A 21,474-nucleotide genomic window follows, 5' to 3' on the forward strand; every position below is an offset into this window, starting at 1 on the left:
ATAGTTTTGCCCAATATCTAGAGACAAATTGGGAAGCAAGAACAAATTAAAAAGATTTAACGAGAACGAGACCTTTAGCAATGTCATACAACCAAGTAGGCAGGAGGTTGAGGAAGGTTTTCAGTTTAAGGGGCAATGGCACGAGCATTTTAAAAATGAAAATCCGATCGTTTTGGAACTGGGCTGTGGTAAAGGGGAATATACCGTTGGCCTGGCTAGGCTGCACCCGGATAAAAACTTCATAGGAATAGATATAAAAGGAGCACGATTTTGGAGAGGTGCCAAAACGGCCTTGCAAGAAAACTTGGAAAACGTTGCATTTTTAAGAACACAAATAGAACTGGTAGACCTTCTTTTTGAAGTACATGAGGTTTCCGAAATCTGGATAACCTTCCCCGACCCACAGATTAAATACAAACGTACCAAGCATCGCATGACCAATGAAGGGTTTTTGAAAAAGTATCAAAAAATATTAAGACCGGGGGGATTGGTACATTTAAAAACGGATAGTGAGTTCATGCATGGATATACCTTGGGATTGTTGCACGGCCTTGGCTTGGAAGTGCTATATGCAAATCACGATGTATATAAAAACGAAGGCAGCCCGGGCGAGGTGTTGGGGATACAAACTTTCTATGAAAATCAGTATCTTGAAAAACAAAAGGCCATAACATATATTCAATTTAGGGTGAACTGACCAATGGGACATTTGCTAATACTTTTCTTTGCTACTTTTTCGGCGGCGTTCATGGCTACCGTTCCTCCGGGATTGCTCAATATGAATGCGGCCAAGGTAAGCGTGGAAAAGAACAGGTTGAACGGGGTGATCTTTAGTTTGGGTGTATCCACTATGATCATGGTGCAAGCTACTATTGCCGTTTTCATCTCTAAATTTTTGGATAGAAACCCGGATGTGGTCGCCGTATTGCTCAAAATTGCGATAGTTGTTTTTGCGGTATTGGCCATTTACTTTTTTTTTATTGCCAGAAACGATACACGGAAGAAAGTGAAGACCGTTAAAACAAGTAAACGGAACAGTTATTTTAAGGGGGTGTTCCTGGCGGCCGTCAATTTGCTTACGATTCCCTACTATAGCGGATTGAACATTATGTGGAATGCTTCCGGTTGGATAGAATTTATGATATGGGACATTATCATCTTTGTTTTGGCGGCAGGTTTTGGTACATTTTCCGTGCTGTATCTTTATGTGTTTTATTTTGATAAACTAGAACACAAGACCAACAAATTTGCAAAAAATGCCAATTATATTCTTTCTTTTTTAATGGTGCTGCTTTTGATAATTACATGGGTACGTATAAATAGTCATTAAAATGTCCGATACTAAAAACTTTTTTCAAAAAGTATATGAGGTCGCTGAACAGATTCCGTTTGGCAGGGTCACTTCCTATGGTGCCATCGCCAAATATTTGGGTGCGGCACGTAGTGCCAGAATGGTAGGATGGGCCATGAACGGAGCTGGTAACATGGAAAACGTACCCGCACACAGAGTGGTGAACAAAGCGGGGCTTCTTACGGGGAAACATCATTTTGATGGTACTAATTTGATGCAACAATTATTGGAGAGTGAAGGAGTGGAGGTTATTGATAATCAAATTCAGGATTTAGAGAAGCATTTTTGGGATCCGTACAAAGAATTGTAAATTGTTCTGAGAGTCCGTAAGTGTGGTTATTGTATGGACTTACCCGATTCTTATGGCCCGATGTGGGTTGTGATCAAGACATTTTATAATATGGCACATTAAAAAACAGGGATTTATCATTTCGATATCGTGAAGTATGAGCGATGAAAAATCTCAATAATATATTGAACGAACTTGAGTTAATGGGTTTGTGACTTATTCAAAGGTCAAGGTAAATACCGTGTTTCCCGGTATGGACGATACGCGAATGGTTCCCCTGTGCAATCGTATGATCTGTTTGGAAAAGCTAAGCCCAATACCTGTTCCCGTGTCTTTTGTAGTAAAGAACGGTACAAAGATCTCTTCGATAAGTTCGGGAGGAATCCCCGGTCCGTTATCCCGGACCTGAATATACTTTTTATCCGCATTATCAATTCCTGCCGTAAATTGGATAATTCCGTTTTTCCGGTGCTCTACCGATTGCTTGGCATTTTTCCCCAAGTTCAATAAGACCTGCATAATTTGTTTTTCATCAATAAAGAGTTCCAGATTTTTGGACATTACCAAAGTTTCAACTTTTGCTTTATATGCAGAATTTTGCCCTTCTAGGAGTAGTTTTATCTTATCCAACAATTTTTGTGCACTTACCAAAGATTTGTCCGGTTCGGGTACGCTTAGAAAGGTTCGATAAGATTGTACAAAGCTCATTAGGTCATTCCCCTGGTCTTTAATGACTTCCAGGCCTTTGGCCGTATTCCTTAATTGGTCGTGGTCAAAATTCCCCGGTATGTTCAAATCCTTTCCCTTTCTAAAATATTTTAAGATGGATTCTGAAATAGAGGTAATCGGTGTAATGGTATTCATAATTTCGTGAGTAAGAACACGTATCAATTTTACCCAGGAATCCGTTTCCTTATCGTCCAATTCTTTATGGATATCGTGTACCACCACCAATAATAATTTTTCTTCTTCAATGGTAATGGGAGTGCATTTTAAGCTCAATTCTTGTTTTCCCCGTTCGTTGCCCAGTTGAAAAATGGTATTGTCAAAAGGTTCCAGATTCTTAAAAAGCCCGTAAAGTTGAGGATCCACTTGGTCGAGCTGCTTTACATGGTTTAAAGGCCGATACTTGAGCAGGTTTTGGACCGTTGGATTGGCATAAAGAATATGCCCCTTGGGGTTGATCGTAAAGATTCCGATATCCGCCTGTCTTAGAATTTCCTGATAATAATGTTCTTGGGCCTGTTTTTTCAAATAGATATCCTGAATCATAATGTTGAGCATATTTAAGCTGTGATTCAGTTCTTTTAAGGACTTTACGCTTAGTTTTTCGGGAAAGCGAAGTGTAAAATCCTCGTTTTTTATCGCATCAAAAAAATAGGCGATTTTGCGATTGGTCTGGTTGACGAACGAAATTAGGTAAGCCGTCTGAAAAATAAGGACGATAAGGGCAATGGCGAAAGCGATATATTGTTCCCTAAAAAAGAAATAAGCGGATAATAACGCCGTAAACGTTATAAAAATGATACGCACTATTGTCTGCACATATATATTTCTACTTACCATATGTAAAGTTCAAACATCAAATAAAAAAAGTATTTAGTAATGCGTTCATTAAGTTAAATGATATGACGTTTGCTATCTACGTCAAGTTTATCTTTACTCATTGCTCACTATTTACTTTTTTTTAGTTTATTATAAAGTGTTTGTCTGGATATTCCCAATTGTTCCGCCGCCGCACTGTAATTGCCTTCATTTTGATCTAGGGCATTGGTAATCATAAGGAGTTCCATCTCCTCTAAAGTGCAAGGGTGATTTTCCCTGGCAATGGAATTTTTGGCTTCCAATAGAAAATCGATAGGCTTTAATACATTCCCTTCAGAAAGGATAACGGCACGCTCCATAGTATGTAGCAATTCCCTTATATTCCCCGGCCAAGTATAGGCTATTAGTTTTTCCTGTGCCGCCTGATTCATTTTAAGACCCTGTTTCCCATATTTATTGATGAACTTGTTGAGGTAAAAATCGGCCAATATCAAAATATCGCCTTCACGCTCACGTAATGGGGGAACCTGTATATCAATGGTATTGATGCGGTATAACAGATCCTCGCGAAAAAGCCCGTCCAACACCATTTGGTTCAAATTGCAATTGGTAGCGCAGATTAAACGGATAGCTATGGGAATAGCCTTATTGGAACCTACCCTTACAACCGTTCTGTTCTGAATGACCGATAATAGCTTGGCCTGCATTTGCAGGGACAGGTTTCCAATTTCATCCAAAAATAAAGTTCCGCCATTAGCAGCCTCGAACTTTCCTGCACGATTTTCCTTGGCGTCCGTAAAAGCCCCTTTTACATGGCCAAAAAGCTCGCTCTCAAATAAACTTTCGGAAATGGAGCCCATATCCACGGCAATAAACACCTCGTCTTTTCGTGATGACAGTCTATGCAATTCCCGGGCAATAACCTCTTTTCCCGTTCCGTTTTCTCCGGTCACCAGGACATTAACGTCTGTTTTGGCCACTTTTCGGATCAGTTTTAAAACCCTGTTCAAGGCTTTGGAGTTGCCTATAATGTAATTGTTGTTCTGGTTGATGACCTGTTTAAGATTACTTTCCTTCTGTTTGAGTTGATGTATCTCTTTCTGGGTCTTGCGGAGTTCGTGGGCAGATCTTACCGTGGCCAATAAACGTTCATTGTTCCATGGTTTCAACACAAAATCGGAAGCACCTTCTTTTAGGGCTTTTACGGCCAGATCTATGGCTCCGTAAGCGGTCATCATAATTACGGAAATATGGGGAGCTTTTTTCCTTATTTCCCGTAACCAATACAGCCCTTCGTTGCCGGTATTTACCCCTGCCGAAAAGTTCATGTCCAAAAGAATGATATCGATTTTGGATAAATCGGGAAAAGAGGAAATCTGGTTAGGATTAGATAGGGTCTGTACACTTTTATATTCAAACTGCAAGAGAATTTCCAAGGCGCTCAGTACGCTTTTGGTATCGTCTATGACCAGGATTTTTGCATCTACCATTTAAGAAGTGCTTTGAACGGGTTCTAAAAGTGTTCGTTAAAGCTACAAATCAAAACAAATACATTTTATAATGTGTCAAAATATTTTACAATATCTGTATAATTATTTTACAGCGGACAGTGTTTAAGGTCAATTAAAAATTTGTAAATCACATATAATCAGCGGTGTAAGTTCTTGGCATGCATATGGTAAAGCTTTTGGCATACCTATATCCTATGAAGCAATACGTTAAAACATCCCTTTTTCTACTTCTGTTGGTTTACGCAAATGGTAGGGCCCAGGAAAAGTGGACCTTGGATGCATGTATCCAATACGCATTGGAACACAATTTACAGCTCAAGGATTTTACATATAATGCCGCATCCGGTAGGGAAACCTATAGACAGTCCATACGGGATGTACTGCCCAATATAAATGGGTCCACCAACTACATTGTTAATTTTGGCCGTAGTACCGATCCCTTTACCAATGATGTTGTTACCACGGATTTCTTCTCCAATAGTTATAACCTGAACGGATCTATCGATTTGTTTCAGGGGTTTCAAAAAATGAACACCATCAAAGCCTCAAAATTTTTATATAAAGCGGCAAAAGAAGAGACTGCGCATCAAAAGTACCTATTGGCCTTTAGGGTCATGCAGGCGTTTTATGACATACAATTTTTTGAAGGGTTATTGGGAATATCCAAGGAACAACAAACGGTGTCGCAAACAAATTATGAACTGGTAAAGAAGCAGGTAGATTTGGGCTTAAAAGCGGGAGCTGATTTGTATGAAGCGGAATCCTTGTTATTGACCGATAAATTGAACGTAACCCAAAGTGCCAATCAATTGGCAGCGGCCAAATTACGGTTGATACAGGAAATGAACCTGGAGGATATTCCGGATATCGAAATTCAAGTAGGTCTTCAGGAAAATAGTTTGGATAGCACATCTACCGAAATACGATCGGACACTATTTTTAATACGGCCAAAAACTTTGTTCCCCTTATAAAGGCCCAGGCCCTTAGGGCCAAAGCGGCCAAAAAACAAGTTGCCGCCGCCAGGGGGGACCTCTTTCCTACCCTGTCTTTGTTCGGGGGGTATAGAACAGGGTATTTTGAGACCACGAGAGATACATTGGGCATTACCATTCCGTTTAGGGAACAGTTCAAGGATAATACTTCCCAATTTATCGGAGTTTCCTTATCCGTTCCCATTACGGAGAGATGGTCCAGAAGATCAAGGGTAAAACAGCGTAAAATTGCATATGAACGAGCCCAAAATAATTTGGATATACAAAAACAAGAGCTGTTGCAGACCATACAGCAATTGGTTCAAGAGTATAACTCGTTAATGGTGGAACTAAATCAGAGTACGCAAAAAGTGGAAGCCCAGAATCTGGCTTTTACCATAGCCCAAAAACGATATGAAAAAGGATTGATCAATGCTTTGGAACTGTTCACGGCCAAGAATTTGTTCGCCAGTGCCCAGAATGAGAATTTGCAGGTAAGGCTTCGGTCCGAAATAAATAAAAGTACCCTGGATTTTTACCGAGGCTTACCAGTTTTTAATATTAATTAGACAAAACAATAAAATGGACATACAACTTGAAAAGAAAAAGGGATTACGGCCCAAACATTACGGCTACATTGCCGTTGGTCTTTTGCTGCTTTTTGTTGCATATCAGCTAATCTTTGCAAGCTCTATTTCAACCTTTAGAACAGAAAAGGACAAGTTGTCAATTGCAAAGGTGCAACAAGGCAAGTTTGATGACTATATCACCATAAATGGAAATGTTGCACCGATCACCACTATCTATATGGATGCCTATGAAGGAGGGCGCGTTACCGAAAAGCTGATTGAAGAAGGTGCAATGGTAAAGCAAGGGGATATTATCCTAAAACTGGAAAACACGAACCTTTACGAACAGATATTGGCCAGTGAAAGCAACCTTGCCTTAAAGCAGAATGATCTGCGATCAACAAAACTCACTTTCGATTCCCGTCAGGTGGAGGGGAGAAGATCATTAGCGACCGCTAGTACAGATTTGCAGCGTTTAAAGCGAAATTTTGAACAAAATGAGGCCCTGTACAAAGAGGAATTAATCTCTAAAGAGCAGTATTTGCTGTCCAAGGAAAATTATGAGCTTTCCCAAAAGCAATATGAGATCGTAAAACTGCAGACCGAGAACGATGATGAATTGCGCAAAACTTCCTTGACCGGTCTGGATGCCGATTTGGCAAGGATGCAAAAAACATTGGGAATGGTATATCAACGTTTAGATCATTTAAACGTTCGTGCTCCCGCAGATGGTCAGTTGGGGTTTTTGGATGCAGAAATCGGGCAGAACATATCCCAGGGCCAGCGTATCGGACAGATCAATGTGCTGACCGATTATAAAATTGAAGCGGATATAGATGAACATTATATTGATCGGGTCAAAAGAGATTTGACCGCAGTTTTGGAACGTAATGGAAACGAGTATCCGCTACGGGTCAGAAAAGTGTATCCAGAGGTCAGGAACGGCAGGTTTAGGGTAGATTTGGTATTTACCCAAAATAAGCCTGAGACCATAAGAACGGGACAGAGCTATAACATTAAATTACAACTGGGGGAATCTAACGATGCCCTGTTGTTGCCTAAGGGAAGCTTCTTTCAGAGTACAGGAGGTCAGTGGATCTTTGTGGTGGCCCCTGGAGGGAACGAGGCTATAAAAAGACCGATACGGATCGGAAAACAAAATTCAAGATATTATGAGATTTTAGAGGGGTTGGATGCGGGAGAAGAGGTCATTACCAGTAATTATGATTCTTTTGGAGAAGCGGAACGCATCGTCCTGAAATAATTATAGAAGCCAATAGATTATGGAAGTAGTGCAGTTACCTAATATAGATCGTGTCGTGGAATTAGAGCAGATGATAAAACTATATACCAAGGAGATCGAAGAAGCCCGGTCGGAATTGTTTCAAATTAAGAACAAGGAAAAACTGGCGTATATAAAAGAACATCTAGGGCAATGGTTCTGGAACAGGGATTCGTATATGAAGCCTTTAAAAGTTAAAGGAGAGGATGTTCTAGTACTAAGTGTGGGGCGGTATCATGGAAACCCGTACATAGAGTTTGAAAATATTGCATTACAGAACCTGAATCTGGAGAAAAATGTGGAAGAGGTTTTACCAAAGGATATTGAAGATATCCTCAAGATTGTTTTGAAGACCGCTAAGCAGGGGTATTCGGTTGAAAATAAAATTATTGGGCAATGCAAAGTGTAACGATCATCATGGATTTCCTGTCCTTTAAGTAAATCAAAGGATGTTTATTATGAGTGGGAAAAATGATCAAGACATAGGTCTAAAAGTGGACAAATTAGAGGATTTTCTTTCCAATACGGAATTTAGGGATTGGATATTGAACCCTACCGCTGCCCAGCGTGCTTTTTGGACGGAATGGATAGCGCAAAACCCATGTAAGGGAGAGATGATAGCGATAGCAAAAGAAGTTATATATACCCTGAGACATAACGAGGGTGAAATAATTGGCGAAGAAGAAAAGAAAGAACTTTTAAAGCGGATATTGACCAAATAAACTGAATAATAAATGGGCGACCTAAAAATCTAAAATAAGATACAATGATAACGATTCAAGATTTAAAAAAGAGTTTCAGGACAGAAGAGGTGGAAACTTTGGCATTGAACAAGGTTAACCTTCATGTAGAGGATGGGGAATTTGTGGCCATTATGGGGCCTTCCGGTTGCGGTAAATCCACGTTGTTGAACATTATTGGTATGTTGGACAACCCTACCGAGGGCAGCTACAATTTTGCGGGCAATGAAGTAGGGGGGCTCCGGGAAAGCCAACGCACCCAATTGCGAAAAGGAAATTTGGGTTTCGTTTTCCAAAGTTTTAACCTGATCGATGAGCTCACGGTCTATGAAAATGTAGAACTGCCGCTGATCTATCTTAAAATGGGCAAAAGCGAGCGCAGGCAAAAAGTACGTGCGGTATTGGAACGTATGAAGATCGCCCATCGGGAAAAGCACTTTCCACAACAATTATCCGGGGGGCAACAACAGCGTGTGGCCATTTCCAGGGCCGTTGTCACCAACCCAAAATTAATATTGGCGGATGAGCCTACGGGAAACTTGGATTCCAAAAACGGGATCGAGGTCATGAACCTGTTGACCGAGCTGAACCAGGAAGGTACCACCATTATTATGGTGACCCACTCCGATCGAGATTCGCACTATGCCCATAGAGTAGTGAATCTGTTTGATGGTCAAATCGTTACGGAAAGTCAGAATAGGGAAATTGGGGCTATGATATAAGAGTTTATTCATCTCCCTATAGCTATGGGGGCAAATCTTAGGCATCATGTTAAAAAATCATCTGAAATTATCTATTCGAAATCTCTGGAAAAACAGGTTGCTTTCTGCTTTAAACTTACTTGGTTTGAGTATCGGAATAGGTAGTGTGTTAACGTTGTTATTTTCAGTCTATGCCTACTATACTGCAGATAAAAATATAGAGGATCAGGAAAATATTTATTACTTTAAGACCATAACCACGGGCGGTGACAGTTATAGGGACAATCCGTATCCTTTGATGGATAAGATTATCGAAACTTCACCTCAGGTAATTGTCGGCACGCATCTACATGGATGGGGAAATATTTGGTTGGAGCATGGTGAAAAAGAATTGCAAGAACGTACGGATTATGTCGATCCAGAATTTTTTGAAATCTTCTCATTACCCTTAAAATATGGCAATTCCAAAACTGCTCTTGAAGAAAAGTATTCCATCATTTTAACAGATCGGGTCAGTCAAAAGATTTTTGGAGATAAGAACCCTGTTGGCAAAACACTTATCGGGGCCGACTCATTAAACCTAACGGTTACAGGTGTTTTTGAACCTATTAGTCCGTATTCTGCCTTTCGGTTAGGCGTATTATTGCCCAATGAAATTTTAAAGGATAACCCCAATTTTTTGTCCCAAGCAAATTGGGCCAGCAGTTTTTCATCACACTTCTTAAGAGTACGACCAGGAGCTGATATCACACAATTAGAAAATCATGTCAATCAATTGGTACAGCACAATTATTCCGACCCCACAATAATTGCAAGGCTAAAGGCCATGCCCTTTGCCGGAGCACGAATGGATTCAATACCGGTGGTCCGAACAATAATCGGGGGCAATATTGCGACCTCTTTTTTTATACTGTTGATCGTGCTTGTCAATCTACTCAACCTTAATACTTCTACCATGTTCCGAAGAACAAAGAATATTGCGGTCCGTAAAATTTTGGGTGGAAGCAAAAAGAGTATGATCGTACAGTTTTGTATGGAAAACGGTATTTTGGTGTTGTTATCGGTACTGATTTCGGGAGGACTCTTTCTGGGGCTCTTGTTGCCTAAGTTGAACAATATTTATGGTGCTGATTTTGGTAAAATTGGCTTTAGTATCCAAAATGATTATCCCGTTATTTTTGGGGTCGGGGTCTTGGGTATTTTAGTGACCTTGGTAGTGGGCGTGTTTCCTACCTTACGCTTTATTTCCGTTCCGGTATCCACGGGAATAAAAGGAAAGATCGAGACTATCAAAAGTAATTTTTTCTTACAGAATTCCTTTATCATCCTTCAATTTGTCATAGCGATCCTTTTTATCTGTATCGCTATTATTTTGAATAACCAGATTGGGTTCATGAAAAATGCGGACCTGGGTTTTAAAAAGGAAAATATCATTGTGGGGGCTATCGATTTGGAATACAAGGATATCGAATCGGCCGAATCCAATTTTCAGGCCCTATTAAAAGAACTTGAGGGCAACCCCTATGTGAAAAGTTTTTCTGTGAGCGAGGCGATACCCTCTGATTATTATTTTAATTATACGACATATTATGACCCGAATACTGATACCGATGTGCGTATGCGACGCTCTTATACTGATGAGGGATATTTGAAAACACTTGAAATCCCTATGGTAGAAGGAAGGGATTTTGATGAGAATCTTGATCATACCGAAGAATACCGTGCTATTATAAATCAGACGGCAATGAAAGCCTTGGGTTGGAATTCCATAGAAGGAAAACGTTTAAAGTTCAAAAACAGTTTGGATTCCGGGCACTTGGTAGTAGGGGTAATGGAAGATTTCCATTATCAAGATTTACAGAATGCAGTTGAACCTTTGGTGCATTTTTACCGTGATAGAAAAAATCTGGGGGCTCACCATTATTTGTCTTTGCGGGTTGAAGAAGGTCAAGAAAAGATAATAACAAATAGTCTACGTTCCAAGTTTGCACAAATTGATTCACGTAGAAACTACGAGCAAGCATATCTAAGCGATAAAGTAAGTGGGCAGTACCGCCTAATGGAGGGAATGCTAAAAGTCGTAAACGTGGCGGCCCTCCTAACCATATTTATTTCGTGTTTGGGAATGTTCGGACTAATTTCCTTTATGGCCAAAAGGCGAATAAAGGAAATTGGAATCCGTAAAATATTGGGTGCTGGCATACTTAAAATAATCATCTTGTTATCAAAAGAATATATCATTTTGGTGGGTGTTGCGGCCTTGATCGCTTTTCCAGTAGCCTGGTATTTAATGAACGCTTGGTTGGGGAGTTTTTCCTATAGCATAACAATACAATGGTGGATGTTTGCACTAGGGGGCCTAATCGCTTTACTGATAACCTCATTCACCTTGGGAATTCAAGCTGTGAAATCGGCGTTGGCGAACCCCGTAAAAAGTTTACGAACAGAATAAAAACCAAGACCAGTTAGGTTTCCAAAACCTAACAGGTATGGTAAAAACAAAATCATCAAAAACGAGAATCATGTTTAAAAACCATCTTAAAATTGCCTTTCGGTTTTTTAAAAAGAACAAACTTTTTACCGGAATCAACATTCTGGGATTGGCTATTGGTATTACAGCATTTATTTTGTTGATACGCTATGTATCCTATGAAAAGAGCTATGATAAGTTCCTTCTAGATATAGATAACCTATATAGGGTAACCTTGACCTCCAATCTTGGAGATAAGGGTTTTGTTACATCAGCTACCAACCATCCGGCCGTAGGGCCCGCTATGGAACGGGATTTCCCCGAAGTGGAAAATTTCACTAGAATAGTCGATAAATCACTTCCCTTTTCAAGTACAATTATTCTATCCTATACCAATAAGCATGGGGACATTATTAAATCAGACGCCAATGATGATCAAATTCATTTTGCGGACAACTCCATTTTAGAACTATTTGATATTGATCTGATACATGGAGATTCGCTAAATGCTCTTGAAGAGCCCAATAGCATAATATTAATGAGTGGTATTGCTCAGCGGTTTTTTGGAAAAGAAGACCCTTTGGGTAAAATTATAAAAATAAATGGAAATTTCGAGTTGAAGGTTACCGGGGTTTTTGATGAAAGGCCACAGAATACCCATTTACCATTGGGGATGGTAATTTCATACACTACTTTTTCCAAAGACAATAGATTTTCGAATAGTTGGGTATGGCCCGAATTCTATAACTATGTAAAGCTTAGACCGGGGACGGATCCTAAACTTGTAGAATCCAAGTTTCCGGCCTTCGTTCAAAAATACCTGAACGATATTATGAACGAACATGGTTTTGAGGCAAAGTTTGGGCTCCAACCTGTAAAGGATATCCATTTGAAATCAAAAATAGACAAGGAAATTTCTGCCAACACCAATGAGGGTACCCTGTATTTTTTGTTGATCGTAGCGAGCTTTATTATTGCTATAGCCCTTATCAACTTCATCAACCTGTCCACGGCCAAATCTATGGAACGGGCCAAAGAAGTTGGCATCAAAAAAGTAGCAGGTGCTAGTAGGAAATCATTAATAAGGCAATTTCTTTATGAATCGCTCATTATTAATTTTTTTGCTATGGTTTTGGCTTTTTTATTTATAAACCTGCTGACCCCCTCCTTTAATTCTTTAGTAGGCCTGCCTGTACTCGGTATAACAATGTGGGGTAAATGGAAAATATGGATTGCCATGATCAGTATATTTATCGGCGGTGGAATTTTGGCGGGCTTGTATCCTGCTTTTGTGCTATCCAATTTTGTTCCTATTGAAGTTCTTAGGGGAAAATTCCATCAAAGTACAAAAGGTACCTCGTTAAGAAAATCCTTAGTAGTGGCCCAATTTGCTATTTCTATTGCCTTGATAGCCGGAACATTCATTGTGTATAGTCAATTTTCGTTTATGCAAAATCAGGATTTGGGTTTTGATGCGGACCATAATCTGGTATTGAACTCGCCTATCTATTCGGATACTACTATGCAAGGTAAATTAAAGACCTTCAAAGCAGAATTGATACAGAATCCTAAAATCAACGGTGTTACGATATCCAATGAGATTCCAGGAAAACGAGTAACATGGAATAATATGATTAGAAAGGGGCATGAGGAAAAGGAACAGGGAGTTGCGAGTGCTTTGATAAGTATTGACGATGATTTTTTTGAAACGTATAAGATCGATTTGCTTGCTGGTCGGGATTTTGTTGAAGAAGATGCGCGTCTTTACATGTCGGAAACGCAAATGACCGTTCGTGTGATCATTAACAATACCGCGGCCAAAGTATTGGGTTATCCTGATCCTCAAATGGCCATTAATGAGAAAATTATCTATACTCTTGGGTCCGAAAGACAGGCAGAGGTTATCGGAGTTGTAGAAGACTACCATCAACAATCCTTGGAAAATGAATATAGCCCCATGTTATTTCTATATTTCCCTTATTCTACGGGCAGTTATATTACTGTAAATATTCTTGGAGGAAATACTATCAATGAGACTGTTATGGATGTAGAAACCACATATAAGGATTTCTTTCCTAATGATCTTTTTAAACACTTTTTTGTAGATGATTATTTTAATAAACAATATCAGGCCAATGTTAAATTCGGTACCATTTGCCTGTTGTTTTCCATCTTGGCCATTTTCATAGCCGCACTGGGCCTGTTTGGACTGGGTTCTCACATGGCCATGCAAAAGACGAAGGAAATAAGTGTGCGTAAAGTCATGGGTGCTACCGTAGGACAGGCATTGGCGATCATTCCCAAAAAATTATTGAGTCTTGTATTGATATCCGGGGCCATAGCGCTTCCCGTTATATACATCATTACCAAAAAATGGCTGGAGAACTATGCCTTTAAGATCCAGATTAATATCTGGATGTTATTGGTTCCGTTATTGATCGTAATGGTGGTTGCGGCATTGTCTATAATATCACAATCCCTAAGAACGGCCTTGATCAATCCAGCGGAATCCTTACGTGACGAATGAAAACCAGGACCTGTTAGGTTTCCAAAACCTAACAGGTATGGTAAAAACGAAATCATCAAAAACGAGAATCATGTTTAAAAATCACATTAAAATTGCCTTTCGGTTTTTTAAAAAGAACAGGCTTTTTACAGTAATAAATGTCCTGGGGCTAACCATTGGTATAGCGGCATTTTTACTCATTACCCAATACGTTTCTTTTGAAAGGAGTTATGATAAATTTCAACCGGGCATAGAAGATGTGTATAGGACGACCCTGTCCACTAATTTTGAATCCGAAGCTTTTGAAACCTCCGCTACCAACCATCCTGCCCTTGGCCCGGCCATGAAAGCCGATTTTCCGGAGGTAGAAAGTTATGCCCGAATGGTAGATAGGAAGGTGTTGGGCGGCAGTGCTATTTTATCCTATAAAACCCCTTCTGGGGAATTGATTAAATCCAATATCAATGATTTTGATCTTTATTTTGCCGAGGCGGCACTTTTGGAAGTTTTTGATATTCCATTGGTTTATGGAAACAGGGAAACGGCCTTAAAAGAGCCACAGACCGTAATTCTATCGGAAAGTACGGCCTATCGTTTTTTTGGTAACGAAGAACCTGTAGGAAAACAACTGTCTATAAACAGTGACGGAAGCAAAGTGATGGTAACCGGGGTTTTTAAGGATTTGCCCCAAAACACCCATCTTAATTTTGATATATTGGTCTCGTTCACTTCATTAAACCCCGAGTATTTTAATTCTACATGGGTATGGCCGGAATTTTACAATTATATAAAACTAAAATCGGGAACCGACCCTAAAACAGTTAACGCAAAATTTCCCGCCTTTGTTCAAAAATACCTGAGCGATATAATGCACCAATATGGTTTTCAGGCAAAATTCAATCTGCAACCTGTTTCGGACATCCATTTAAAATCTAAGCTTGCAAAAGAAATGTCGGTCAACTCCAGTGAAGGGACCTTGACTTTTTTAATGATAGTGGCCGCTTTTGTCATTGCAATAGCACTCATTAATTTTATCAACCTGTCTACTGCAAAATCTATGGAACGGGCCAGGGAAGTAGGTTTAAAGAAAGTTGTGGGGGCGCAGCGGGGCATATTGGTGTCACAATTTTTATGGGAGTCCCTGATCATCAATTTTGTTGCCGTACTCTTGGCAATTCTTTTGGTGGGCATACTTATGGATCCCTTTAACCAATTGGTAGGGTTGGAGGTGTTGTCCCTGGCAACATGGGGAAAATCCGGCGTATGGCTTACTATTTTAGCGATACTATTGGTCGGTGGCCTATTGGCAGGTCTATATCCTGCATTTGTATTGTCCGATTTTAGACCTGTACAGGTACTTAACGGAAAATTCCACCAGTCGGGCAAAGGCACGTCATTGCGGAAAGCGTTGGTAGTGACCCAATTTGCAGTTTCTATTGCCTTGATTTCAGGAACCTTTATTGTGTACAATCAGTTTTCATTTATGCAAAATCAGGAACTTGGGTTTAAGGCCGATCAGAATCTTGTGATCAACGCGCCTATGGATGTGGTCGATTCTATAGCATTACAAAAAATAAAGGTCTTCAAAGGAGAAATAGAGCGTCGCCCAAAAATTAATTCGGCCACGCTAACGAGTGAAATACCCGGAAAACCTTTTATCATGACGACCACGGTACGCAAAAAAGAGGATGAAGCCATAGATGGAAGTACGGGCAGTGTTATGGAAATTGACGAGGATTTCTTAAAAACCTATGGTGTAGATGTGATTGCTGGGCGCAATTTGGTAAAAGAGGATATGGGCAATTATTATTTTAGGGATGATAGCGGTAGCGACCCAAACGTGTATCACGTACTCATTAACAGGGCCTCTGCAAAAGCACTGGGGTTTGCCACACCCGAAGCGGCCATCAACCAAAAAATAGTTTTTAAATATGGTCCTGTCGACAGAACTGGGGAAGTAATCGGAGTTTTGGAAGATTACCATCAAAGATCATTGGAAAGCGACTATGACAAAATAATATTCATTTACCCTACCTTCTATTTTGGCGAATACATAACCGTAAACATGAGTGGTGAAAACGTAGGTGCGACCCTTGCCGATGTAGAGGCACAGTTCAATATGTTGTTTCCCAGAGATCCGTTCAATTACTTTTTTCTGGACGAATATTTTAATATGCAGTACCAAGCCGATCTTAAATTCGGCACCATTTGCCTGTTATTTTCAATACTGGCCATTTTCATAGCCGCACTGGGCCTTTTTGGATTAGGATCCCATATGGCCATGCAAAAGACGAAGGAAATAAGTGTACGTAAAGTTATGGGTGCCACCGTAGGGCAGGCATTGGCGATCATTCCCAAAAAATTATTGGGTCTGGTGCTATTGTCCGGGGCCATTGCGCTACCGATCATATATATCATTACCAAGAAATGGCTGGAAAATTATGCCTTTAAGATCCAGATGAGTATTTGGATGTTTTTGGTTCCGTTATTGATCGTAATGGTAGTTGCGGCATTGTCCATAATATCGCAATCCCTTAGAACGGCATTGATCAATCCTGCGGAATCGTTACGGAACGAATGAAAATAAGACCTGTTAGGTTTCCAAAACCTAACAGGTCTCACAAAACAAGGATTATGTTCAAAAACTATCTAAAAATTGCTTGGCGTAATTTGATGAAGAACAAACTCAGTTCATTCATTAATATTTTTGGTTTGACCCTTGGAATAAGCATCTGTATTGTAATCCTGATTTTTGTTCGTTACGAATCAACATTTGATGCTTTTCATGAAAAATCTAATGAGACGTTTCGGGTGGTGCAACACAATAAACTGCCCAATGGAACATTGTATTGGAATACAACCGCATATCCATTGGCCGAAGCGTTACGAAATGATTTCCCGGAAGTTGATGTAGTAACACAAATTGCGGGCCCTGTGAGTCGAATATTTAAAATTGAAGACTCCTTTAAAAACGAAAATCTATTTGAAGACCCCGGCGTTTTATTTGTAGATAATTATTACCCAAAAACCTTTGATGTAGAATGGTTGGCCGGCGATAAAAACACGGCCTTAAAAGAAACAGCATCTGTAGTCTTGACAGAAAGGCTTGCAAAGCGCTATTTTGGTCTTTCAGCAGCAAATTACCAAAATGCCCTGGGTAAAACCATCTTGTTGCAAAGCAAAGACCCGCTGACCGTAACGGGGGTGATTAAAAATCCGAAAGGTAATGCGGACCATCAATACAATATGTTGATCCCCTATGAATTCTTTAAGATCAATAACCCTTATTTTTCTGAAAATTGGTCGGGCAATTATCAAGGAACAACTTTTGTTGTTCTAAATGAAACAGTACAAAAAGCCAGTTTTGAATCAAAAATAGCAAGCTGGAAAAAGAAGTACTTAAATCCGCAGGATGATAAACGGATTTCATACCATTTACAACCACTTAACGAAATACATAACGAAACGCTTTATGGTGCTAGCCCAGGAGGTTATATCCTGCCAAAAAACATATTGACCATATCTACTGTTGTCGCACTCTTTATTCTTCTTATTGCTTTAATCAATTTTATAAATTTAGTGACCGCACAATCACATTCAAGGTCAAAAGAGGTTGGTATTAGAAAGGTCATGGGCAGCAAAAGATCACACTTGGTTTTACAATTTATTTTTGAAAATGCTTTTATCATTTTATTTGCTACGGCACTATCAATTATTGTAATTCAAGGACTTATCCAATTATTGAACAATAACCTTTCTATTATAGAGCTTCAATTAGAATTTGAAGCAATCCATTTACTTTATATACTGTTCACAATCACTTCGGCAATAGTTCTTGCTGCCATATATCCTGCCGTTATCCTATCAAGGTTCAAACCTATTCAAGCCTTAAAGAATACGTTTAATAATGCTACGGACACTAAAATCAATTTGAGAAAATCACTGGTCACGTTTCAGTTTGTGATGGTTCAGTTATTTGTTATTGCAGCTATTATTTTGGCTTTTCAAATGAATCATTTTAAAAAAAGCGAACTGGGCTTTCATAGAGAATCAGTGGTTATAACAGAATCTCCTAATTATGAAAAATCTACTGTTTTCAGAGAAAAATTACTTGCCGATGGAGGTATTTCAAAAGTTGCATTTGGCTCTGGACCTCCAATGGCTGTAAACGGATTACAATTGGGTACTAACTATCGTTTGCCTGAACAACCAGCAGAAGAATCAAGGGCTGCAGAAATGAAAATAGGCGATTTGCACTATCTTAACTTTTTTAATCTAGAGCTTTTGGCTGGGCGAAACTTTCTTTCGAACAAAGAAGCTTTTGATGAATTTATCGTCAATGAAACCTTTTTGACATCCTTCGGATGGAAACCAAATGAGGCCATTGGGAAGAAAATTCAAATAAATGAAGGCCAGGCTACAATTGTAGGTGTAGTAAAGGATTTTCATAATAATTCATTACAACATGAAATTTCACCATGTATTTTTTTGAACTGGATATATTATCAAAACAACGCCTTTATTAAGATGGGTGATTCCAATTATACTGCTCTTGAAAACATTAAAAATAATTGGGAAGATACCTATACCAATGCCATTTATGAATTTCAGTTTTTGGATGATGCCATAGCTAAAGAATATACCATTGAAAATATGGTTTTTACAGGATTTGGAACTTTTTCGGTACTCTCCATCTTAATTGGTTGTCTTGGGCTATTTGGCTTAATGTCATTTATCGTTAACCAAAAGAGAAAAGAAATAGGGATACGAAAAGTGTTAGGAGCATCGCTATTGGAAAACATCTCGTTCTTTTCTAAAGAATATTCGTATTTGGTTATGCTATCTTTTTTTATTGCAGCACCATTGGTCTATTATTTTATGAATTTATGGCTAGAGGGTTTTACCTATCGCATCCGACCTTCATTTTGGATGTTCTTAACTGGAGGATTCTTAACCTTTCTAATTGCTATGATTACTTGTAGTTTTCAATCTATAAAAGCGTCAATGGCAAATCCAATTATTGCACTCAGGGAAGAATAAATGAGTTATAACAGCACTTAGAGACGAATAAACATTAGACCTGTTAGGTTTCTAAAACCTAACAGGTCTCACAAAACGGGGACCATGTTAAAACAAAACGGATTCCCGATTTTCAGAGAATAATATTAAAACAACAACTATGTTATTAGAATTAAAAAACATCTTTAAATGGGTCAACTCCGGTGGCCAACGGGTATTTCTTTTAAAGGATGTTAACCTGAAGGTCGAAGAAGGGGAGTTCATTTCCGTTATGGGGCCGTCAGGTTCGGGCAAGACCACCTTGCTCAATGTCATTGGGATGTTGGATGGGTTTGATGAGGGGGAATACCACTTTCTTGATGAATCAGTCCATAACCTTAAGGAAAAACACCGGGCCAATTTGTATAAGGAGTACATTGGATTTGTATTTCAATCCTATCATTTACTGGATGAACTCACGGTAAAGGAGAATTTAGAAATGCCTTTATTGTATAAAAAAGTTAAGGGTGCGGAACGTAAGGCCATAGTGGCCGATATGTTGGATCGCTTTAATATTGTAGGGAAGAAAGACCTGTTTCCTACGCAATTGAGCGGTGGGCAACAACAGCTAGTAGGTGTGGCCCGTGCACTGATCGCCAACCCGAAATTGATATTGGCCGATGAGCCTACGGGAAATTTAAACTCACAGCAGAGCAGGGAAATCATGGAACTTTTTAAAAAGTTGAACGAGGAAGATGGCGTAACCATTATCCAAGTGACCCATTCTGAAAAGAATGCGGCCTACGGATCCCGGATCATTAATCTGTTGGACGGGAGAAAGGTATAATGAACTCGTTTAAACCAGTTCAATCTTATAGTACGGCTATTTAAACCTGATTTAGGTTTTTTCCGATTAAGAAAACCTTTTCCTTTCCATGCCCCGATAATCGATCCTTATCCCTCTATCTTCATTTTCAATTCCATAGCTTCCTAATCTCGGGACTAAGGACTATCTTTGTTGTTTAGAATGATTTTGAATAAAATAATTCTCTTGAGACCATGTGCCGGGCTTGCGAAAGTGGGGTATGTCCGTCGGCAACTGGACTTTAAGAGCGTATCCGGACAAAAAAGGTTGAATTGATGAAGTTAGATAAAAAAAATATTTTAAAAGCATTAGAACAGATTACGGTTCCCGGGGAAGGCCGGAATATGGTAGAAAGCGGGGCCATTAAGAATGTTCAGATCTTTGGCGATGAGGTAGAAGTGGATATTGTTATTTCCAACCCCAGCTTGCAGGCACGTAAAAAGACCGAGGTAGAAATTCTTAAGATTATCCATAAAGAGGTCTATGAAAAGGCCAAAATAAAAATCAATATCAAGGTAGATGCACCCGTTGAAAAGCCCAAGACCAACGAGATAAAAGGGAAACCCATTCCGGGCATCCAAAATATAATCGCAATTGCCTCGGGTAAGGGAGGTGTGGGCAAATCTACCGTTACGGCGAACTTGGCGGTAACTTTGGCCAAAATGGGTTTTAAGGTCGGTTTATTGGATGCGGATATTTACGGCCCCTCCATGCCCATTATGTTCGATGTAGCCATGGAAAAGCCCCTGGCGGTAAATATCGATGGGAAATCTAAGATGAAACCAGTGGAAAGCTATGGCGTAAAACTGCTTTCCATTGGATTTTTTACACGGCCCGATCAAGCAGTGATCTGGAGAGGACCCATGGCTTCCAAAGCACTGAACCAAATGATTTTTGATGCCCATTGGGGAGCAATCGATTTTATGTTGATAGACCTACCGCCGGGAACAGGGGATATTCATTTGAGCATCATGCAGGCTATGCCGGTTACCGGTGCCGTAGTGGTAAGCACGCCCCAGGAAGTGGCCCTGGCGGATGCCCGTAAAGGGGTGGCCATGTTTCATCAAGATTCCATAAACGTACCGGTTTTGGGGATTGTAGAGAATATGGCTTATTTTACACCGGAAGAATTACCCGGTAATAAATACCATATCTTTGGCAAGGATGGGGCCAAAAACCTGTCCGAAGATTTAAAAGTCCCTTTTTTGGGAGAGGTCCCCTTGATACAGAGTATCCGTGAGGCCGGTGATGTGGGCCGTCCGGCGGCATTGCAAACGGCAACCGCTATTGAGGCCGCTTTTGAGGAAATCACTAAAAATGTAGTACAACAAACGGTGAATAGAAATAAGAATATTCCGCCGACCGAGGCAATTAAGATAACAACAATGGCAGGGTGTTCCGCCGTTAAGAAATAAAAAATGACACCAGAAGAATTAAAACTGAACGTGGAAAAAGCTTTGGAGGAAATCCGTCCCTTTTTACAAAGTGATGGGGGCGACATCTCTTTGATATCCATAGATAATGAGAATTCGGTAAAAGTAAAATTGGAAGGGGCCTGTGTAGGCTGTTCCGTCAATCAGATGACATTGAAAAGTGGTGTGGAAATGACCATAAAAAAATATGCTCCGCAAATAGAGGAAGTAATCAATATTGGTTAACCTAACAATTATCATAT

Annotated in this window: 17 protein-coding genes; 15 read left to right on the forward strand and 2 right to left on the reverse strand. The window is 39.7% G+C overall.

The window, feature by feature from the left end:
* The first annotated feature begins 28 nt into the window (after window positions 1-28).
* Genes trmB through ACKWB9_RS01180 form a run of 3 tightly spaced genes read left to right on the forward strand, consistent with a single transcriptional unit; the run spans window position 29 to window position 1,661 of the window.
* Window positions 29-697, forward strand: a complete 669-nt coding sequence (trmB, locus tag ACKWB9_RS01170) for a tRNA (guanosine(46)-N7)-methyltransferase TrmB (protein ID WP_414001143.1) — start codon at window positions 29-31, stop codon at window positions 695-697.
* A 3-nt stretch (window positions 698-700) separates the two neighbouring features.
* The gene (locus ACKWB9_RS01175; protein WP_414001144.1) at window positions 701-1,330 is read left to right on the forward strand and encodes a LysE family transporter; all 630 of its coding nucleotides are present in this window, start codon (window positions 701-703) and stop codon (window positions 1,328-1,330) included.
* 1 nt (window position 1,331) lies between these two features.
* Complete coding sequence (locus ACKWB9_RS01180; protein WP_414001145.1) at window positions 1,332-1,661, forward strand: MGMT family protein; 330 nt, start codon at window positions 1,332-1,334, stop codon at window positions 1,659-1,661.
* A 195-nt stretch (window positions 1,662-1,856) separates the two neighbouring features.
* Here the strand turns inward: ACKWB9_RS01180 and ACKWB9_RS01185 are convergent, their stop codons facing one another.
* Together ACKWB9_RS01185 and ACKWB9_RS01190 are read right to left on the reverse strand one after the other, a co-directional pair.
* The gene (locus ACKWB9_RS01185) at window positions 1,857-3,206 is read right to left on the reverse strand and encodes a sensor histidine kinase (RefSeq protein ID WP_414001146.1); all 1,350 of its coding nucleotides are present in this window, start codon (window positions 3,204-3,206) and stop codon (window positions 1,857-1,859) included.
* A 107-nt stretch (window positions 3,207-3,313) separates the two neighbouring features.
* Window positions 3,314-4,675: a sigma-54-dependent transcriptional regulator gene (locus ACKWB9_RS01190; protein WP_414001147.1), complete on the reverse strand. Its 1,362-nt coding sequence runs from the start codon at window positions 4,673-4,675 to the stop codon at window positions 3,314-3,316.
* 215 nt (window positions 4,676-4,890) lie between these two features.
* Between ACKWB9_RS01190 and ACKWB9_RS01195 the strand changes: the two genes are divergently transcribed.
* The 12 genes from ACKWB9_RS01195 to ACKWB9_RS01250 all read left to right on the forward strand — a co-directional run bounded on the left by ACKWB9_RS01195 (window position 4,891) and on the right by ACKWB9_RS01250 (window position 21,457).
* A complete protein-coding gene (locus tag ACKWB9_RS01195; RefSeq protein WP_414001148.1) occupies window positions 4,891-6,237 on the forward strand; it encodes a TolC family protein in 1,347 nt (448 codons plus the stop codon).
* A 13-nt stretch (window positions 6,238-6,250) separates the two neighbouring features.
* Entirely contained in the window at window positions 6,251-7,501 is a 1,251-nt protein-coding gene (locus tag ACKWB9_RS01200; protein ID WP_414001149.1) for an efflux RND transporter periplasmic adaptor subunit, read from the forward strand.
* Window positions 7,502-7,520: 19 nt separating this feature from the next.
* Window positions 7,521-7,928, forward strand: a complete 408-nt coding sequence (locus tag ACKWB9_RS01205; protein WP_414001150.1) for a hypothetical protein — start codon at window positions 7,521-7,523, stop codon at window positions 7,926-7,928.
* A gap of 49 nt (window positions 7,929-7,977) precedes the next feature.
* Window positions 7,978-8,241 carry a hypothetical protein gene (locus ACKWB9_RS01210; protein ID WP_414001151.1) on the forward strand — a complete coding sequence of 88 codons (264 nt, stop codon included), beginning with the start codon at window positions 7,978-7,980 and terminating at the stop codon, window positions 8,239-8,241.
* Between the two features lie 44 nt (window positions 8,242-8,285).
* Window positions 8,286-8,981: an ABC transporter ATP-binding protein gene (locus ACKWB9_RS01215; protein WP_414001152.1), complete on the forward strand. Its 696-nt coding sequence runs from the start codon at window positions 8,286-8,288 to the stop codon at window positions 8,979-8,981.
* A gap of 46 nt (window positions 8,982-9,027) precedes the next feature.
* Window positions 9,028-11,412, forward strand: coding sequence for an ABC transporter permease (locus ACKWB9_RS01220; RefSeq protein ID WP_414001153.1), 2,385 nt, complete (start codon window positions 9,028-9,030; stop codon window positions 11,410-11,412).
* Between the two features lie 70 nt (window positions 11,413-11,482).
* Window positions 11,483-13,957: an ABC transporter permease gene (locus ACKWB9_RS01225; RefSeq protein ID WP_414001154.1), complete on the forward strand. Its 2,475-nt coding sequence runs from the start codon at window positions 11,483-11,485 to the stop codon at window positions 13,955-13,957.
* Between the two features lie 70 nt (window positions 13,958-14,027).
* Window positions 14,028-16,517: an ABC transporter permease gene (locus ACKWB9_RS01230; RefSeq protein ID WP_414001155.1), complete on the forward strand. Its 2,490-nt coding sequence runs from the start codon at window positions 14,028-14,030 to the stop codon at window positions 16,515-16,517.
* Between the two features lie 53 nt (window positions 16,518-16,570).
* Complete coding sequence (locus ACKWB9_RS01235) at window positions 16,571-18,976, forward strand: ABC transporter permease (RefSeq protein ID WP_414001156.1); 2,406 nt, start codon at window positions 16,571-16,573, stop codon at window positions 18,974-18,976.
* 139 nt (window positions 18,977-19,115) lie between these two features.
* Window positions 19,116-19,781: an ABC transporter ATP-binding protein gene (locus ACKWB9_RS01240; protein WP_414001157.1), complete on the forward strand. Its 666-nt coding sequence runs from the start codon at window positions 19,116-19,118 to the stop codon at window positions 19,779-19,781.
* A 293-nt stretch (window positions 19,782-20,074) separates the two neighbouring features.
* Complete coding sequence (locus ACKWB9_RS01245; RefSeq protein WP_414001158.1) at window positions 20,075-21,214, forward strand: Mrp/NBP35 family ATP-binding protein; 1,140 nt, start codon at window positions 20,075-20,077, stop codon at window positions 21,212-21,214.
* 3 nt (window positions 21,215-21,217) lie between these two features.
* Window positions 21,218-21,457: a NifU family protein gene (locus tag ACKWB9_RS01250; protein ID WP_414001159.1), complete on the forward strand. Its 240-nt coding sequence runs from the start codon at window positions 21,218-21,220 to the stop codon at window positions 21,455-21,457.
* Window positions 21,458-21,474: the final 17 nt, after the last annotated feature.

It is taken from the genome of Maribacter spongiae (assembly GCF_047345125.1).
In the GTDB taxonomy this organism is placed as follows: Bacteria; Bacteroidota; Bacteroidia; order Flavobacteriales; family Flavobacteriaceae; genus Maribacter.

Bases quoted from the DNA above. Each gene is read 5' to 3' on its own strand.
- ACKWB9_RS01175 (WP_414001144.1), top strand. From the start codon at position 701: ATGGGACATTTGCTAATACTTTTCTTTGCTACTTTTTCGGCGGCGTTC.
- ACKWB9_RS01180 (WP_414001145.1), top strand. From the start codon at position 1,332: ATGTCCGATACTAAAAACTTTTTTCAAAAAGTATATGAGGTCGCTGAA.
- ACKWB9_RS01185 (WP_414001146.1), bottom strand. From the start codon at position 3,206: ATGGTAAGTAGAAATATATATGTGCAGACAATAGTGCGTATCATTTTT.
- ACKWB9_RS01190 (WP_414001147.1), bottom strand. From the start codon at position 4,675: ATGGTAGATGCAAAAATCCTGGTCATAGACGATACCAAAAGCGTACTG.
- ACKWB9_RS01195 (WP_414001148.1), top strand. From the start codon at position 4,891: ATGAAGCAATACGTTAAAACATCCCTTTTTCTACTTCTGTTGGTTTAC.
- ACKWB9_RS01200 (WP_414001149.1), top strand. From the start codon at position 6,251: ATGGACATACAACTTGAAAAGAAAAAGGGATTACGGCCCAAACATTAC.
- ACKWB9_RS01205 (WP_414001150.1), top strand. From the start codon at position 7,521: ATGGAAGTAGTGCAGTTACCTAATATAGATCGTGTCGTGGAATTAGAG.
- ACKWB9_RS01210 (WP_414001151.1), top strand. From the start codon at position 7,978: ATGAGTGGGAAAAATGATCAAGACATAGGTCTAAAAGTGGACAAATTA.
- ACKWB9_RS01215 (WP_414001152.1), top strand. From the start codon at position 8,286: ATGATAACGATTCAAGATTTAAAAAAGAGTTTCAGGACAGAAGAGGTG.
- ACKWB9_RS01220 (WP_414001153.1), top strand. From the start codon at position 9,028: ATGTTAAAAAATCATCTGAAATTATCTATTCGAAATCTCTGGAAAAAC.
- ACKWB9_RS01225 (WP_414001154.1), top strand. From the start codon at position 11,483: ATGTTTAAAAACCATCTTAAAATTGCCTTTCGGTTTTTTAAAAAGAAC.
- ACKWB9_RS01230 (WP_414001155.1), top strand. From the start codon at position 14,028: ATGTTTAAAAATCACATTAAAATTGCCTTTCGGTTTTTTAAAAAGAAC.
- ACKWB9_RS01235 (WP_414001156.1), top strand. From the start codon at position 16,571: ATGTTCAAAAACTATCTAAAAATTGCTTGGCGTAATTTGATGAAGAAC.
- ACKWB9_RS01240 (WP_414001157.1), top strand. From the start codon at position 19,116: ATGTTATTAGAATTAAAAAACATCTTTAAATGGGTCAACTCCGGTGGC.
- ACKWB9_RS01245 (WP_414001158.1), top strand. From the start codon at position 20,075: ATGAAGTTAGATAAAAAAAATATTTTAAAAGCATTAGAACAGATTACG.
- ACKWB9_RS01250 (WP_414001159.1), top strand. From the start codon at position 21,218: ATGACACCAGAAGAATTAAAACTGAACGTGGAAAAAGCTTTGGAGGAA.